The sequence below is a fragment of the Arthrobacter sp. WCS2018Hpa-7 genome (assembly GCF_031843805.1).
Lineage (GTDB): Bacteria > Actinomycetota > Actinomycetes > Actinomycetales > Micrococcaceae > Arthrobacter.
In genome coordinates this window covers 83,985-100,515 of sequence record NZ_JAVTJB010000005.1, presented here as the reverse complement: position 1 = coordinate 100,515, position 16,531 = coordinate 83,985, and the positions used below count along the sequence as shown (strand labels likewise).

General features: G+C 60.7%; 13 protein-coding genes. 12 read left to right on the top strand and 1 reads right to left on the bottom strand.

The genetic code is table 11. The features are described from left to right. The first annotated feature begins 75 nt into the window (after window positions 1-75). The 10 genes from RQH14_RS07740 to RQH14_RS07695 all read left to right on the top strand — a co-directional run bounded on the left by RQH14_RS07740 (window position 76) and on the right by RQH14_RS07695 (window position 11,360). Window positions 76-693, top strand: coding sequence for an acyltransferase (locus RQH14_RS07740; protein WP_311236096.1), 618 nt, complete (start codon window positions 76-78; stop codon window positions 691-693). Beyond that, window positions 690-1,781: a DegT/DnrJ/EryC1/StrS family aminotransferase gene (locus tag RQH14_RS07735; RefSeq protein ID WP_311212724.1), complete on the top strand. Its 1,092-nt coding sequence runs from the start codon at window positions 690-692 to the stop codon at window positions 1,779-1,781. Before RQH14_RS07740 ends, RQH14_RS07735 begins: the two co-directional genes overlap by 4 nt. Beyond that, window positions 1,781-2,767: a Gfo/Idh/MocA family protein gene (locus tag RQH14_RS07730; RefSeq protein ID WP_089595601.1), complete on the top strand. Its 987-nt coding sequence runs from the start codon at window positions 1,781-1,783 to the stop codon at window positions 2,765-2,767. Before RQH14_RS07735 ends, RQH14_RS07730 begins: the two co-directional genes overlap by 1 nt. Window positions 2,768-2,953: 186 nt before the next feature. After that, entirely contained in the window at window positions 2,954-4,138 is a 1,185-nt protein-coding gene (gene glf, locus RQH14_RS07725) for a UDP-galactopyranose mutase (RefSeq protein WP_089595600.1), read from the top strand. Then, window positions 4,135-6,138: a glycosyltransferase gene (locus tag RQH14_RS07720; protein ID WP_311212723.1), complete on the top strand. Its 2,004-nt coding sequence runs from the start codon at window positions 4,135-4,137 to the stop codon at window positions 6,136-6,138. The genes glf and RQH14_RS07720 overlap by 4 nt, the downstream gene beginning before the upstream one ends. 2 nt (window positions 6,139-6,140) lie before the next feature. Then, window positions 6,141-6,998 carry an ABC transporter permease gene (locus tag RQH14_RS07715; RefSeq protein WP_311212722.1) on the top strand — a complete coding sequence of 286 codons (858 nt, stop codon included), beginning with the start codon at window positions 6,141-6,143 and terminating at the stop codon, window positions 6,996-6,998. Further along, the gene (locus tag RQH14_RS07710) at window positions 6,999-7,730 is read left to right on the top strand and encodes an ABC transporter ATP-binding protein (protein ID WP_311212721.1); all 732 of its coding nucleotides are present in this window, start codon (window positions 6,999-7,001) and stop codon (window positions 7,728-7,730) included. 73 nt (window positions 7,731-7,803) lie between these two features. After that, window positions 7,804-9,912, top strand: a complete 2,109-nt coding sequence (locus tag RQH14_RS07705) for a DUF6541 family protein (protein ID WP_311212720.1) — start codon at window positions 7,804-7,806, stop codon at window positions 9,910-9,912. Between the two features lie 2 nt (window positions 9,913-9,914). After that, window positions 9,915-10,400: a GtrA family protein gene (locus RQH14_RS07700; protein ID WP_311212719.1), complete on the top strand. Its 486-nt coding sequence runs from the start codon at window positions 9,915-9,917 to the stop codon at window positions 10,398-10,400. 3 nt (window positions 10,401-10,403) lie between these two features. After that, complete coding sequence (locus RQH14_RS07695) at window positions 10,404-11,360, top strand: glycosyltransferase family 2 protein (RefSeq protein WP_089595595.1); 957 nt, start codon at window positions 10,404-10,406, stop codon at window positions 11,358-11,360. Window positions 11,361-11,426: 66 nt separating this feature from the next. Here RQH14_RS07695 and RQH14_RS07690 read toward each other — a convergent pair whose 3' ends face one another. Continuing rightward, window positions 11,427-14,870: a chitobiase/beta-hexosaminidase C-terminal domain-containing protein gene (locus RQH14_RS07690; RefSeq protein ID WP_311212718.1), complete on the bottom strand. Its 3,444-nt coding sequence runs from the start codon at window positions 14,868-14,870 to the stop codon at window positions 11,427-11,429. A gap of 208 nt (window positions 14,871-15,078) precedes the next feature. On the opposite strand from RQH14_RS07690, the gene RQH14_RS07685 reads away from it, so the two are divergent. Then, entirely contained in the window at window positions 15,079-15,897 is an 819-nt protein-coding gene (locus RQH14_RS07685; protein WP_311212717.1) for a hypothetical protein, read from the top strand. 116 nt (window positions 15,898-16,013) lie between these two features. After that, window positions 16,014-16,520, top strand: coding sequence for a hypothetical protein (locus RQH14_RS07680; RefSeq protein ID WP_311212716.1), 507 nt, complete (start codon window positions 16,014-16,016; stop codon window positions 16,518-16,520). The last annotated feature ends 11 nt before the right edge of the window (window positions 16,521-16,531 follow it).

Genomic DNA, 16,531 nt, shown 5'->3' with positions numbered 1-16,531 from the left:
ACCGGAGCGATCTTCACGGATAGCCCTTGACGCTGCAGCATGGTGTCTCAGCTAAGATGAATCTCGTTGTCGCGTGTGCTCAATGAGGAAGGACCTTCACCGGTGATAGTGGTTGCAGAGAGCGCCGATGTTTCAGACAAGGCGGTAATTGGTGATGGATCAAAGATTTGGCATCTTGCCCAAGTCCGCGAGCAGGCCGAGTTAGGCGTCAATTGCATCGTGGGACGAGGTGCCTATATCGGTACCGGGGTAAAGATGGGGGACAACTGCAAAGTCCAGAACTATGCACTTGTCTACGAGCCCGCGGAACTTGAAGCCGGCGTGTTCATTGGCCCCGCAGTTGTGCTGACCAACGACACCTACCCCCGCGCTGTCGGTCCTGACGGCAGCTTGAAGAGTGCCCACGATTGGGAGCCCGTTGGTGTCACTATCCGCGAGGGCGCATCAATCGGTGCCCGCGCCGTGTGCGTTGCTCCTGTGACCATTGGGCGGTGGGCCACAATTGCCGCCGGCGCGGTCGTGGCTAAAGATGTCCCGGATTTTGCCCTGATGGTCGGAGTTCCGGCCAAGCGTCACGGGTGGGTCGGCAAAGCTGGTTTCCCGCTGCAGCGCAGCGGAGAGAACTGGGTGTGTCCGGAGACCGGCGCAACGTATGTTGAACAAAACGAGACCCTTCGAGAGGTAGAGGCATGAGCCCCGAATTCATTCCCCCCGCCAAACCCATCATCGGCGATGAAGAGCGCAAGGCCGTTGATGCCGTGCTGGCTTCCGGCCAGCTCGCCCAGGGCACGGAGGTAGCCTCTTTCGAGCAGGAATTCTCCCAGGTCCTCCTCGACGGCAGGGCCGCCGTTGCCGTTAACTCCGGAACCTCGGGTCTTCACCTGGGCCTGCTGGCTGCCGGCATCGGCGCTGGAGACGAGGTCATCGTTCCGTCGTTCACTTTCGCAGCGACGGCCAACTCGGTCGCACTGACGGGCGCCACCCCCGTTTTCGCCGACGTTGATCCGGACCACTACACGCTGGACCCGGCTTCCGTCGAAGCGAAAATCACGGATCGCACTGCGGCCATCATGCCGGTACACCTTTACGGGCACCCGTTCAACGTTGATGCGATCGGCGCGCTTGCCGCCAAGCACGGCGTCAAGGTCTTTGAGGACGCGGCACAGGCGCACGGCGCAGCAGTCAACGGGCGCAAGGTTGGCACCTTCGGCGACTTCGCCATGTTCAGCCTTTACCCCACCAAAAACATGACGTCGGGTGAGGGCGGCATGGTCAGCACTGGTCTGGCCGACGTCGAGCGTCGCCTCCGGTTGCTCCGCAACCAGGGCATGGAACGCCAGTACGAGAACGAACTGGTTGGCTTCAACTGCCGTATGACCAACATCCATGCGGCCATCGGCCGCGTCCAGCTGACCAAGGTCAACGGTTGGACCAAGACCCGCCAGGAAAACGCTGCCTTCTTTGACGCGAACATCGAAGGCGTTGTGACACCAAAGGTCGCAGAAGGCTACGAGCACGTTTACCACCAGTACACGATCCGCATCGCTGAGGACCGTGACGGTTTCGCCAAGGCCCTGCGCGAGGAATACAACGTTGGCTGCGGGGTCTATTACCCGATCCCCAACCACCGCCTTGCGCCTTTCCAGACCTCGGACGACCTCCCGGTCACCGAAGAAGCGGCAGCGAGCGTGCTCTCGCTTCCGGTGCACCCGTCCCTGAGCCAGGATGACCTTGACCGGATTGTTGCTGCGGTCAACGCCGTCGCCAAGGCAGGCAGCTAGTGGCAAATCTTCGCGCAGGCCTCATCGGACTGGGAATGATGGGGCGTCACCACGCCCGTGTCATTCGTGAGCTCGAGGGCGTTGACCTGGTTGCTGTTGCCGACTCCTTCGGCGACCCCCACAACGTTGCCGACGGCTTGACGGTTTTCAACACGGTTGAGGAACTCATCGCGCAGGGCATTGATATGGCTGTGGCGGCAGTGCCCACCATCCTGCACGAGGAAGTGGCGCTGCAGCTTGCCGAGGCAGGTGTCCACTGCCTCGTCGAGAAGCCGATCGCGAATGATTCCGAATCCGGCCGACGCATCGCTGAAGCCTTTGAATCCAAGGGACTCATCGGTGCCGTCGGGCACATTGAACGCTTCAACCCATCGCTGCAGAGCCTCCGGGACCGGTTGGAGAACGGTGACCTGGGTGATGTCTACCAGATCAGCACGAGGCGGCAGGGGCCCTTCCCGGCCCGCATAGCCGACGTCGGGGTCGTCAAGGACCTGGCCACCCACGACATCGACCTCACGGCCTGGCTGGCCCAAAGCAACTTCGTCAACGTCGTGGCCCACACCACCTCCCGCAGTGGCCGCGAGCATGAGGATATGGTCACGGCCATAGGCCATCTCAAGAGTGGCGTAGTGACGAACCACATTGTCAACTGGTTGTCGCCCATGAAAGAACGCACCACGGTAGTCCTTGGCGAACGCGGCGCGTTCATTGCCGACACCATTTCCGCGGACCTCACGTTCGTGGAGAACGGTACGTTCCAGACGGACTGGGATTCCGTGGCGGCATTCCGCGGAGTTTCCGAGGGATCATCGACGCGCTTTGCGCTGGCTAAGCGCGAACCCCTCAAAATGGAGCACGAGGCATTCCGTGATGCAGTTCTCGGAAAGTCGTTGAACATTGTCACCATGGCAGAGGGGCTCGAGACCCTGAGGGTCGCTGAGGCTGTTTTGGAATCCGCGAAATCCGGCTCAGTCATCACTCTCTGAGCACTTCAGATCAAGCAAGGCACCAAGGGGAGGTTGGCCGCTGGCCAACCTCCCCTTGCCGTTTCCCGGCGTGGCCCCTCACCACCGTGGCCCGCCCCGGATACCGGGAACCCGAGTCATGTCGGGTAGCCTTGACCAGTAGACGTGGGCATTTCTGTGCCCGCACGCCAATACACAGGAGAGTTTGTGAACGCTGATCTCGTCGTCGTCGGCTCGGGTTTCTTTGGCCTGACCATTGCAGAACGCGCCGCTACCGAGTTGGGGCTGAAGGTCGCGGTGCTTGATCGCCGCCACCATATTGGAGGAAACGCCTACAGCGAGAACGAAGCGCAGACGGGAATCGAGGTCCACCGCTACGGTGCGCACCTCTTCCACACGTCCAACGAACGCGTTTGGGAATATGTGAACCGCTTCACCAAGTTCACGAGCTACCAGCACAAGGTGTACACCAGCCACAAGGGCGAGGTGTACCCGATGCCCATCAACCTGGGCACCATCAACCAGTTCTTCCGTTCGGCCATGAGCCCAACCGAAGCGAAGGCCCTTATTGCGGAACAGGCCGGCGAATTGGCCGGGACCGATCCTCAGAACCTCAATGACAAAGGCATCCAGTTGATTGGCCGCCCGCTCTACGAGGCGTTCATCAAGCACTACACAGGCAAGCAGTGGCAGACAGATCCCAAGGACCTGCCGGCCGAGATTATTTCCCGGTTGCCTGTGCGGTATAACTACGACAACCGTTACTTCAATGACTCTTACGAGGGTCTTCCGGTTGACGGCTACACAGCATGGATCGAGCGTATGGCCGATCACCCCAACATCGAGGTTGTCTTGAACACGGACTTCTTCGACGACGGTGAGTTCGGCAGGTCTTCTGTTCTGGGCCAGGTGCCGGTCATCTACACCGGCCCGGTGGACCGTTACTTCGACTACGCGGAGGGCGACCTCTCGTGGCGCACCATCGACCTTGAAGAGGAAGTACTCCCCATTGAGGACTTCCAGGGCTGTTCCGTGATGAACTACCCTGACGCCGATGCTGCCTACACCCGCATCCACGAATTCCGTCACTTCCACCCTGAGCGTGACTACACCAAGGACGCAACGGTCATCATGCGTGAGTTCTCGCGCTTCGCCGAAAAGGGTGACGAGCCGTACTACCCCGTCAACACCTCTGACGACCGCCAGAAACTGCTCGCTTACCGCGACCTCGCCCGTGGCGAGAAGTCCGTCCTCTTCGGCGGCCGTTTGGGAACCTACAAGTACCTCGACATGCACATGGCCATTGGCTCTGCCCTGTCCATGTTCGACAACAAGATCAAGCCGCACTTCACTGGCGGCGCCAAGCTTGAAAGCGGGGGAGTGGACGCATGACGGCTACTACGAACGAAAGTCAGAAGACTGCGATGACCACTACGGATGACCTGTCACCGGCCAAAGAAAATCTGCGTATCGTTCAGCGTGTGGTTTTCCCGGCCAACCGCGACCTCGACACCCTTCCGCTGTATGTTGACCCGGATACCAGCAAGGTGAAGAAGGACGACGGCGACAGCAGCGCCGTCGTGCAGGCAGTTGGTATGACGCGGAAACTGCACCCCGAGGACATCCTGGACCGCGGTTCGGTGCAGGTTCGCCGCGGTGAGCGGCTTTCCTTCGGTTCCTACTTCAATGCCTTTCCTGCCAGCTACTGGCGGAAGTGGACCGTTGCCACGAAGACAGTCCTGCATCTTGAAACGGAAGGCGAGGGAACGGTCATTGTCTACCGCTCCAACGCCCGTGGGGCCTCGCAGCGTGTTGACTCCATACTCGTAGAAGGCACGGCCGCCAACGAATTCGAGCTGACCCTGGCGCCGTTCGGCGACGGTGGCTGGTACTGGTTCGACCTCATTGCGGGCGGCGACGGCATGACACTTAAGAGCGCCCACTGGGCAGTCCCGGATGAAGGACGCCCCCAGGGCCGGGTGACCCTCGGCGTAACGACGTTCAACCGCGCTGACTACTGCCTCGAAACCATCAAGTCAATTGACGGCGACGCCGGGCTGAGGGAGATCCTCGCCGAGCTGATCATCGTGGACCAAGGCAACAAAAAGGTTGCCGATGAAGCCGGATTTGATGCAGTTGCGGAGTCGATGGGCGACCAGCTCCGCATCATCAATCAGGGCAACCTGGGCGGATCAGGCGGCTTCGCCCGCAACATGTACGAGATGGTCGTCTCCGACAAGAGCGACTACGTGATGCTGCTGGACGACGACATTGAGCTTGAGACCGAGGGCGTCATGCGCGCAGTGGCGTTTGCTGACCTCTGCCGTAAGCCCACCATTGTCGGCGGGCACATGTTCGACATGTACAACAAGTCTGTCCTGCATGCCTACTCGGAGGTCGTCAACTTCTACCGCTTCCTGTGGGGTCCGGTGGAAGGCCTCGGCAACCACGACTTCTCTTCTGCGGGCCTGCGCTCCACCCCTCAGCTGCACAGGCGCTGGGATGCCGACTATAACGGCTGGTGGATGTGCCTCATCCCCAAGACCGTGGTGGAGACCATTGGACTTTCCCTGCCCGTCTTCATCAAGTGGGATGACGCAGAGTATTCACTTCGCGCCCGGGCAGCCGGGTTCCCGACGGTCACTCTTCCCGGGGCAGCAGTCTGGCACGTCTCCTGGGCCGACAAGGACGACTCTGTTGACTGGCAGGCCTATTACCATGAGCGCAACAGGCTTATCGCGACTCTCCTGCACTCGCCGTTCCCCAAGGGCGGACGCATCCTGCGCGAAAGCCTGAACACGGACGTCAAGCACTTGGTGTCCATGCAGTATTACCCGGAGCAGGCGCGGATCATGGCCCTGCGGGATGTCCTTGAGGGCCCGGGCAACCTGCACCGGCAGCTGCCCACCACCATGCCCAAACTCCGCGCAATGCGCGAAGAATTCCAGGACTCCCAGGTCAAGACCGATCCCGGGGCCTTCCCGGAGGTCTTCCGGAAGCGTCCCCCCAAGAAGCCGCAGTCCTACAAGCAGCCCGGTGCCCTTGGTCTACTTCCCTGGGCCGTGAAGACCGTTCTGAAGCAAACGCTGGCCCCCGTGCGTGACTCCGCCAAGGAGAACCCCGAGGCACAGGTGGCGCACCAGGACGGCAAATGGTGGAGCCTTGCGCACCTGGACAGCGCTGTCGTCTCCAATGCGGATGGAACGGGAGCTTCGTGGCACTTGCGTGACCCCAAGCTGGCCCGCCAGCTCGTGGTGGAATCGGCAAAACTGCACGCGCAGCTCTTCTCCAACTGGGAGACCCTCCGGGCCCAGTATCGTGAAGCCCTTCCTGAGATCACATCGATGGAGTCCTGGCGGGAAACCTTTGAAGCGTCGGAGCCCAGCAAGTAGCGATGTCGAACTCCACTGATACTTATGCTGTTCCGGGGGTGGGCGCCGGATTGCTGGACGTCTACCGCCGGCGGTACCTCCTGAAGCTGATTGTCCGCAAGGAACTCCGTGTCCGCTACCGCGGTTCGGTATTGGGTTTGGCGTGGTCCTACGTCAAGCCGCTGGTCCAGTACGTGGTCCTGTTTTTTGCCTTGGGTATTGTGTTGCGGGTTGGGGATCAAATTCCCAACTACGCGCTCTATATGTTCTCCGGCGTCATTGTCATCAACTTCTTCTCGGAGGCATTCTCGAATGCCACCCGATCCATCGTGTCCAATGCGGCGTTGGTAAAGAAGATCTATCTTCCGCGTGAACTGTTTCCGGTGGCATCCGTATGGGTGGCTGCGGTCCATTTCCTCCCGCAATTGATTGTCCTGCTGGCCGCAGCACTGCTGAGCGGGTGGCATCCGGACATCATGCAGCTCTTCGGCGCCCTTCTTGGTTTTGTCATTGTGGCCGTTACGGCGACGGGCCTTGGCCTGTTGGCCGGTGCCATCAATGTGTTCTTCCGGGATGCCGAAAACATCGTGGATATGCTGATGATGATCGTGACGTGGACTTCGCCGGTCTTGTATGACTGGACCATGATCCGCCGCCTGGCTGCGCCTTGGGTCCTGACGATCTACCAGCTCAACCCCATTACCGTTGCGGTGGAACTGTTCCACTGGGCTTTTTGGTATCCAACTGTCGATCAGCCTGTCGAGTTGCCTCCGCACCTCCTGATCACCGGCTTCATAGGCCTGGGCATGGCGGCACTGTTCCTTGTTATTGGCCAAATCGTCTTCCGACGGCTCGAGGGCCACTTTGCGCAGGAGGTCTAAATGGGTGCAGCAGTAATCGTCAAAGGCTTGAAAAAAACCTTCAACCTCCGCCACTCGCACTCCTTGAAGGAAACGCTGGTGTGGCTCGCCAAGGGGCGAAAAGGGGATCTCACCAAGAAATTCGATGCCCTGCACGACGTCAGCTTTGAGATCCAGCCGGGGGAGACCGTTGCGTTGTTGGGCTTCAACGGCTCCGGCAAGTCCACGCTTCTCAAGCTGATCTCGGGCGTCATCCTGCCCGACCAAGGGACCGTTCGCACCAAGGGCAGGGTCGCAGGTCTGATTGAGGTGGGAGCAGGCTTTCACCCTGACTTGTCGGGCCGTGAAAACGTCTACCTCAATGCTGCGATCCTGGGGATGACGGAACAGGAAATCCAGGACAAGTTCGACGACATCGTCGCCTTCTCCGAGATTGAACAGTTCATTGACACTGAGGTGAAGTTCTACTCTTCGGGTATGTTCCTCAGGCTTGCGTTTGCCGTGGCTGTCCATACCCAACCGGATATTTTCCTCGTGGACGAAATCCTGGCCGTGGGCGACGAGCCTTTCCAGAGGAAGTGCCTGGCCAAAATCAAGCAACTCTCCGACGAAGGCCGGACGTTGGTGGTGGTCAGCCATGACCTCGACATGATTTCGCGGATCTGCGACCGCGGAGTGGTGTTATCCTCGGGCACGGTCCAGTTCGAGGGTCCGGCTGACCAAGCTGTGGCGTGGCTGCGGGAACGTAACTAACCCGCATCCAATTGCAAAGAGTCGTCTGTCAACGGATGGCTGGTGGAAGCATCTAAGAAAGGCGATCGTTGGAATGGGTATCGGCCCGCTGCTGTTGTGTGTACTCCTGATCGTTGTGTTGTGGTGGGGCCCGGGGTGGATCCTGGGAGAAGCGCTGGGCGTTCGCCGGGTTCTCCTGCCCGTTGTAGCGCCATTGCTCGGAATGGGCGTCCTGACCGTCATTGGCGTTATGGGAAATGCGGTGGGACTCAGCTGGCAGTTGCTCCCGGTGACCGCCGTCCTGCTGGTGCTGTGCGCACTTCTGTTTGCCCTGCGGCTCACTCTGCGGCGCTATTTCCCGGACAAGTTCGGCACCGCTGCTCAGCCGCCCGTCTTTGGCAAGCACCGGTTTAGGGGCTCATGGTGGATCCTCCTGGCCGGATTGGTCGCCGGCGGTGCGGTTGCGGCCGTCTCCTGGATTGTGGGAACCGAAGGCCTCCAGGGAATCAACCAGGACTGGGACATTCCCTGGCACGCCAACATGATCCGGCTGATTTCCGTGAACCACGAGTGGGATCCGAGTATCGCAGGCAACTTTGCCTACTACGACACCACCATTCCTGAAGCTCCCATCCGGAGCTATCCCATTGCCTTCCACGCTGTGTTGTCGCTGTTCTGGCCGATGAGCGGTGTCAGTATCCCGGTGTTCCTGAACGTCTTTGTCCTGGTGATGATGGCAGTTCAGCTCCCGTTGAGCACCATGGCCCTGACCATGCTGGTCACCCGCCGCCCGATTGCTCTGGCGGCCGCGGCGGCCGTTGCCGGGTGGTTTACGGTCTACCCTTACGACCTCTTGTGGCGTGGGCCGCTGATTCCATTCTTTGCCGGCATGCTGTTGGTTGGCCCGTTCGCCTTGCTGGCAGTGAAGGGAGCAGTGGAGCGGCAGAAATTCTGGATCCCCGGCATCGCTTTTGGCGCAGTTGGACTGATAGCAGTCCATCCCTCACTGGCCTTCGTTGTCCTGCCGGTACTGATCTTCTGGTTGCTTTCCGCACTGATCCGGCGCAAGGGCAGAATCCTCGGCATCACGGTCTACCTCGCGGTCTCCGGTGTTCTGGCAGTCGTCCTCGGCTGGCCGATCATCGCCCAGATGCTGAAGGAATCCGAGCGCGTCTCCAAGCAGGTCTGGGCTGCGGACACTGACCGCAACGGCGCCATTCAGAACGTCATTTTCCTGAACCACGGTTCAATGGCCATGCCGATCCTGACGGCCCTTGTGGCGCTTGGATGCCTGGCCGTGGTCCTGAGGATCCGCATGTGGTGGTACTTCGGTCCTGTCCTGGCCTTCGCCTTCCTCTCGGTCTACACCATGGGTACCGACAACCCACGCTTCATGACTTTGACGGCCCCGTTCTACGACGACCAATGGCGTATCTTCGGCATACTGGTGATGCTGCTGGTACCCCTTGCGGGTTTGGGAGTGGCTCAGCTGGCTGAAGCCATTGCATGGCTGGTGGCAAAAGTACGGAACCGCTCGGCCAAAACCACTACGGACGGAATCAAAGCCGGACGCAGGCCCAGCCACGTGGTGACTGCAGTTGCCGCGGCAGCGGTGCTTCTTGTCAGCGGCATTGCGGCTATCCCGTACTTCAAGCAAAACGCCCAACGCATCAACATCAATACCAAGGTTGATGGGGCCACTTTGAGCGCATCCGAAGTTGGACTCCTCAGCAAGATTGATGAATATGTGCCAGAGGATGCCACCGTCCTGAATGACTCCTGCGACGGTTCGGTTTGGATGTACGCACTGGGTAACCGCATGCCCATGATCCGCCACTTCGAGATCCTTCCGACGAACCGTCAGCTGCTGGTTCTCCAAAAGCTTCCCGAGCTTGCGACCGATTCCGAGGTCCGTGACGCAGCTGCTGAACTGGGCATCGAATGGGTGTACATCGCTGATGGCAGGATCCGGGCCTGGGACGAGCCCAAGGCCGGGCTGACCCAACCTGACTCCATTCCGTATCTTCAGCTCGTTGTGCGTGAAGGAAATGCTGCGCTGTACAAGATCGACTGGTCGCAGCTGCCTGGCGGTAAAGAAACATTCGACGCCGCCGCGAAGGACCGTCTCCAGCTCGATGGCGTGTCGGGAATCCTTGAGAACCGGAACCCTGATGGCATAGCACCGCTAGGAAGGATCTGCTGATCATGAAGGCATTCATCTCCAAGTTCCTGGCGTCCAGTTTGTTCAAGTTCCTGCTGATCGGCGGCCTGAGCTTCCTCTTGGACCTCGGTCTGCTGGCCCTGTGCTTCCAGGTCTTCGGGTGGCCGTTGTGGCTGGCGACCGGTGCGGGCTTCTGGGGCAGCTTCTTCTTCAACTACTTCCTGCAGCGCCATTTTGCGTTCAACGGCGGTGGAACTGCCTTGGGTGGCGTACTGCGCTACTCAGGGCTCCTGGTTTTCAACACGCTTGCCGTGATGGGCATTGTTGAGCTTTTTCAGTTCATCGGTGCCGGATACGTGGTAGGTAAGGTGGTTGCGACCATTGTGACCATGGGATGGAACTACTTCATTTACAAGCACTGGGTCTTCCCGCAAAAAAAGCAACCGAACAGCGGCAGCGAACAGTCAGATGGCCAGTCGGACACCGACACGCCAACACAGAAACTCACACCAAACAGCAGCGAAGGATAATCGATGTATCGAGGCGTTCGAATTGCCGCGGTAGTACCGGCCTACAAAGAAGAAAACCACATCGCACAGGTCATCGAAACGATGCCTGATTTTGTTGATGACATCGTCATTGTTGATGACTGCAGCCCGGACGACACGTCAGGGGCAGCACGTCGGGCCGACGACGGCCGGGTCACCTTGATTCGACATGAAGTCAACCAAGGCGTGGGAGGCGCAGTCCTGACCGCCCACAAAGCCGCGATGGAACTGGGCGCAGACATCAACGTGGTCATGGCCGGCGATGCCCAGATGGATCCCGACTACCTGCCGCAGCTTCTTGACCCGGTGGTCGATGGCTACGGGTTCGCCAAGGCCAACCGCTTCTTTTCGGGCGAGTCATTCGCGGGCATGCCCGGCTACAGGATCTTCGGCAACATCGTGTTGTCCTTCATGACGAAGCTTGCTTCCGGTTACTGGCACATCTTCGATCCGCAGAATGGCTACACAGCCATTCGCACGGAGGTCCTCCGCCGTCTTCCCATGAACAAAGTGGCGGCGCGCTACAGCTTCGAAAATGACCTCCTGATCCACCTCAACATTCTTGATGTTCCTATTGTTGATGTGCCGATTCCAGCTGTGTACGGCAACGAGGTCTCCAGCATCAAGCTGCGCAAGGTTATTCCCGAACTTCTTGCCATGCTCTTTGGCGGCTTCTGGCGCCGTGTGTGGTGGAAGTACATGGTGTGGTCCTTCTCCGCTGTTGCCCTCCTGCTGATCGCAGGCATCGCCCTGATCGTCATGGGCCTGGTGGCCGGAATCTGGGTACTTGCCGCAAGCGTGGGGTCTCCGACCGCGGGTTCGGTGATGCTTGCTGTGGTGCCCTTTGTTCTGGGCGTCCAGATGCTGCTGGTATCCCTGCAATTGGATATTCAGGCGAGCCCGAACAGGCCCACGATGCATCCCATGAAGGAACGTACCTAGGCATGTGCTGAAACAGGGGAGGGGCCCGGACACGTTGGCGTCCGGGCCCCTCCTTGTTTGTCATTCCTACGGCAGGGAGGTGAAACCTCCCCAGCCCCAGCCGACCTGGCTCCGGGACAGCCATCCGGACGTCCCGTTGCCGGGATACAGGAACAAGTTCCCGCCGGCATCACGGGCGAGGACGTCATTCTTGCCGTCGCCGTTGAAGTCGCCCGGTCCGAGGATGGCGGTCATCCCACTCCAGCCACTTCCCACCTGGACCCGGCTCAGCCAGCCTCCGGTGCCGTTGCCGGGGTAGAGCCAGAGAATGCCTGAGGTGTCCCTGGCCAGGGCGTCGGTTTTGCTGTCACCGTTGAAGTCCCCGGTACTGAGGATGGCATTCATGGAATTCCATCCCGTACCCACCTGGGCGCTCGAGGTGAAGCCACCGGTTCCGTTGCCCCGGTAGAGCCACATGATCCCGGCGGAGTCCCTCGCGAGGACATCTGCCTTCCCGTCGCCGCTGAAGTCTCCCGGAGCCAGGATCAGCGTCATGCCGGACCAGGCTGTGCCGGCCTGGACGCGGGTCTGGAGGCCTCCTGAGCCATTTCCAGGGTAGAGCCACAGAACGCCGTTGGTATCCCGGGCCAGGACGTCGCTGCGTCCGTCCCCGTTGAAGTCCTTGGTGGGGACAATGGCATTCAACGAGTTCCAGCCGGTGCCGAGCGAACGTTGGGCCAGCCAACCTCCGGCTCCATTACCGGGGTACAGCCACAGCGTGCCGGCATTGTCGCGTGCCACGACGTCGTTCTTTGCATCACCCGTGTAGTCCTTCCAGGTGTTCGCCGGTGGTGCCGTCACAGTGTAGGCCTGGGTGACGATTGCCGAACTGTTGTTGGACGTATCCACTGCAAAGTACTTCAAGGTCATCGCTGCCGTGAGGGTGATGGCCGTGGAGTACTTGTTGGCGGCTGTGGCGGTCGGATTCGTGCCGTTGGTGGTGAAGTAGATGCTCGCACCCACCTCATTCGCCGCAAGCGTGATCTGCTGGTTGGCGGGATAGCTGCCCGCAGGCGGGGTCACCGTAACCACTGGAGGTGTCGTGTCCAGTACGGTGTAGGCCCGCGTGGTGACCGCGGAGGCGTTTCCGTAGGCGTCAACAGCAAGGGCCTTCACGGTGGTGTTGCCCGTGAGGGCAAAGGGGGCTGTGTAGGCCTTGGTGCTTCCCGAGGCAGCCGTGGCAGGGGTGGTGCCATCGGTGGTGTAGAAGATGTTGCCCGGTTCGCTCGAGGACATGGTGACGGGTTGTCCCGAGGCATATCCTCCGGCCGCGGGTGCCACGGTCAGGGTTGGTGCGGTGTTGTCGAGTACGTACGTCTGCGTGGCCACAGCCGAGGAATTACCTGCGGTGTCCCGCGCGAAATACTTCAGGGTCAGCGACGTCAACGGAATCGGGCCCGAGTACACGGGACTCGATGTCGTGGGCACGGTGCCATCCTTGGTGACGTAGATGGTGGCTGCTTCGTTGACCGACAACGTGATGGACTTGCCGGCTCCATAGGTGCCTGCAGCCGGGTCCACGGAAACAACTGGTGGTGCTGTGTCTGCAGCGAACACCGTCACATTCCTGGTGGCAGTAGTGGTGTTTCCAGCGTTGTCCCGCGCTTCCACCGTGAAGGTGACGGGACCACTGGGAACGTTGGTGTAGGCCTTGGGTGAGGTGCATGCAGTGTAGGCATTGGAGCCGAGCTTGCACCGGAATCCCGCAATGTCCGTGGCCGTTGACGCGAAGGTGAACGACGGCGAGATGCCCACAGTTGCGCCTTCCGCCGGTGAGCTGATGGACACCTGTGGTGGAGTCAGGTCAGCGGTAACTGTAACCGATGCCACCGGACTGACGTTGCCGGCCATGTCCGTGGCCCTGACGCGCAGCACGTGCTGCCCCGCGGTTGCCAGGGTAAGCACCTGGCCGTTGGTGCAGGCTGTGAACGTCGTAGTGGAATCCACCGAGCAGGACAAGACCGAATCCGGGTCGGAAGTGACACCGAGGACAGGCGAGCCGTTGACGGTTGCACCGGCCGTGGGCGAGGTGATGACCGGAGCGGCGGGCGCGGTGACATCGACCGTGAAGGCCCGTGAAACAGGAAGGCCTGTTGGTGCGGCCCTCACCGAGAACGTGTAGGCGCCGTTGGCCAGGGCAGTCGACGGTGTAAAGGTTCCGCCGGTACATACCTGCCAAACCGGCGTCGCTGTGCTCAGTTGAAGACTGCATTCGAGGGCCCCGCCTGGTGGCGTGGAGGCAACAGTGAAGGTTGGCGTGGAGTCGTTGGTGAAGGCCGGGTTGGCTGCCTGGGTTCCGTTGGCCGCCGTCGGACCGCTGACGATGGATGGAACAACGCCTCCCAAGGTGAGCAGCCTTCCCCGCTCAGCGGGTTTGGCGGGTTCCAGTTGTCCCGGATCTTCCATCACCAGGAGCTTGCCGTCACGCATGGCCAGGCCGCCGATCTTGCTGAAGCCGAGAGCCCATTGGTTGTTGACCGTGTCGGTGCTCAGGTCGATGCGGGTGATGGTGTCCTTGCCGGCGTCGGCTGTGGTGGTTCCGCCACCAGTTCCTGTGTAGAGGACCAGGGGCGACTGCCAGTCGTAGTAGATGGCCGTCGGCTTGCCGACGTTATAGAGGGGCGCAGGGACGAAATTGGTCAGAACGCCGTCATCGGGGGCAGTGAACACCGTCAGGCCGGAGGTTTCGGCGACATACACTACGACGTTTCCCGCGCTGTTGCGGTGCGTGGCTGCAAGGCTGAGGGAACTGGAGTTGACGGAAGCGATGGATTCGATGCTCGGATGGAGCGCTGTGGGATTCACGATCTTGACGATTGACCGTGCGTTGGCGAACGACAGGTATATGTTGCCGTCCGGGCCGTCGCTGACGGCGTTTGGCCTCAGGTCTCCGTCGAAGATGGTCAGCGCACCGTCGTAATCGAAGACGCCGCTGCTGGGGTTCCAGAGCGCGCGCACGACGTCGGAACTTCCGACGGCGGCATCCGGTATGAAGGCGATTTCATCACCATCGCCGTGGCTGGCAGGGGACGGATCGATCATTGCGGGTGTACCGGCAAGAGCCGGACCATCGTCGTGTCCGGGCAGCGTACCGCCCAGGCAGGTGTTGGTTTCGAGGCTACCGGCGGTGGCGCCGGACGCTTCTGTGACGCGGCAGAACCCAGCGCGTGCATCGGAGACCCACAGGCGTCCGTCCGGGTCTACCACGGTGCCGGCCGCTTTGGTGAGACCTGTAGTCACGGTTTGGCGTGCCTGGTCCGCAAATGCCGGGCCTGCTGTCAGCACACCGGTAAGTGCCGCCGTTGCGAGGCTGGCAGTGGCCAGGACTGCGGTGAGTTTGTGGTGTTGCCGGCTACCGGCCGCCTTGCGGGATGCAAGGTGACGGGGAGTCTTATAAAAGGTTCTTGAGCGACCGGCGAAGGCAAGACATGCCAAACCAAGCTGAAGAACACTGCGTTTGCGCGTGTCCACCGAGGGATCCCCACTTCATTCGGATGCTCCCCAGCTCCGCATGCATTGGTTATTCGCCCCACGCCGTTTCCGGCTGCGTCTACGTCCATCTTCCACCAATTTTCACATTTGTCACTACTAAAGCTCAGAAGATGTCCAGATAGGGGTTCGCGACCCGTCCGTCTTGACCGCGCCACGGCTGCACCGCACGATTGAGGTGGAGGTCACAATGCGCAGACTGTTCCTGATGGCGGTGCCGATGGTGATGGCGCTGGCCGCCTGCACTTTGCCGTCGTCCGAGCCAACCGCCGGAACCAGTTCGCCGGCGACCAACAGTGCCAGCGCTACCGCGGGGCCCGGCCAGCCGCCGTCGTCCGCTCCGGGAAGCAGCGAATCCGGACCCGCAAGCAGCGAACCGAGCGACGGGGACCCGGCTGCGGGCGACGACGAACCGGGCCGCTTCTCCTACCTGTGCACGAGCCTTGACGCCTCGCCGGAAGTCCAGTTGTCGAGCCTGGCGGAAGTCTGGGCCGCCACCAACTACACCCGCATGGATTCCTGTGGGGTCACCTTCGAGGGAGGCGGTCAGTTAGATCCGACGCCCCGGGAAGCTGAAGCCATCTCGACAGCTGCACCGCAAGGAGTGGCAGCTGATGATGGGCTGGCAACCATGCTGGACATCCTCCGCCTTTGCACGAGGATCAGTGATGAAACCGGGCCAGGGGGATTTGAGGAAGCAAGCAAGTCGACGTTGGTGGCAGCGGCGGAATTCTGTCCGGACGCACCACAAGGAAAGATCATTGCCGCTTGGGCGGAGGGCACCCGCGTGGGGGACGGCACCCACGTGGCGGGAGAGAACCTTGAGCCTGGGGGATTGCAGTTGATTAGACCGGGTGCCGCGGCGGCCGAATGCACCTGGTCTGTCAGCAGCCAGGACGGCTCCTTTGTTGCCGGCGGCGGCCTCTCGGAGGCGGGCAACAGGGTGGAGTTGAAGCCGGGTCAAAAGTTTACTAGTGACAAATGCGGAATTTGGGGGAAGATGTACTAAGACGCAGCCGGAAACGGCTTGGGGCGAATAACCAATGCATGCGGAGCTGGGGAGCATCCGAATGAAGTGGGGATCCCTCGGTGAACATGCGCAGGCGCAGTGTTCTTCAACTCGGTGTGGCAAGTCTTGCCCTGGCCGGTTGTTCAGGAACCAAAGTAGATACTTCCCAACCAGCCGCACTCGATATGGCGCCGGTTGTCGCGAACGATGACAAAGTCCCCATTGAACGTCCGGAGCCTCTGATCCGGTACCAGTTCACGTGTACGGCGGCAGATGGCAGCCTCATAGGCAAATTTTCGAGCCTCGAAGAAGTCTGGGCTTCCACCCGGTACATGCACGTCACTGACTGCCAAGTGGTCTACGTCGGAAGCGGCCCGCACCTTTTGACTCCGGAAGAACGGGCGGCCGTCAACGCGGCAGTTGCGGCAGGGGCGGCGCCTGGACAGGACTCCGCTTTGTGCCTGCTCATCATCAGGGCTTGCACACGCACGGACCACAGGACGCTCGCCGCATCACTCGCCGCCTACGGCATACCAGTAGTCAAGGGCGCTTTGACTCTGGCGCCTTTGGCTCCGCAGGCTGCCCAGCTCACAAGGTGGCTTAAGACTGCCGTGCCCCGCTAGTCCTGAATACC

Coding starts and splice junctions, on each gene's coding strand:
- RQH14_RS07735 (WP_311212724.1), top strand. CDS start 690: ATGAGCCCCGAATTCATTCCCCCCGCCAAACCCATCATCGGCGATGAA.
- RQH14_RS07720 (WP_311212723.1), top strand. CDS start 4,135: ATGACGGCTACTACGAACGAAAGTCAGAAGACTGCGATGACCACTACG.
- RQH14_RS07715 (WP_311212722.1), top strand. CDS start 6,141: ATGTCGAACTCCACTGATACTTATGCTGTTCCGGGGGTGGGCGCCGGA.
- RQH14_RS07710 (WP_311212721.1), top strand. CDS start 6,999: ATGGGTGCAGCAGTAATCGTCAAAGGCTTGAAAAAAACCTTCAACCTC.
- RQH14_RS07705 (WP_311212720.1), top strand. CDS start 7,804: ATGGGTATCGGCCCGCTGCTGTTGTGTGTACTCCTGATCGTTGTGTTG.
- RQH14_RS07700 (WP_311212719.1), top strand. CDS start 9,915: ATGAAGGCATTCATCTCCAAGTTCCTGGCGTCCAGTTTGTTCAAGTTC.
- RQH14_RS07695 (WP_089595595.1), top strand. CDS start 10,404: ATGTATCGAGGCGTTCGAATTGCCGCGGTAGTACCGGCCTACAAAGAA.
- RQH14_RS07685 (WP_311212717.1), top strand. CDS start 15,079: ATGCGCAGACTGTTCCTGATGGCGGTGCCGATGGTGATGGCGCTGGCC.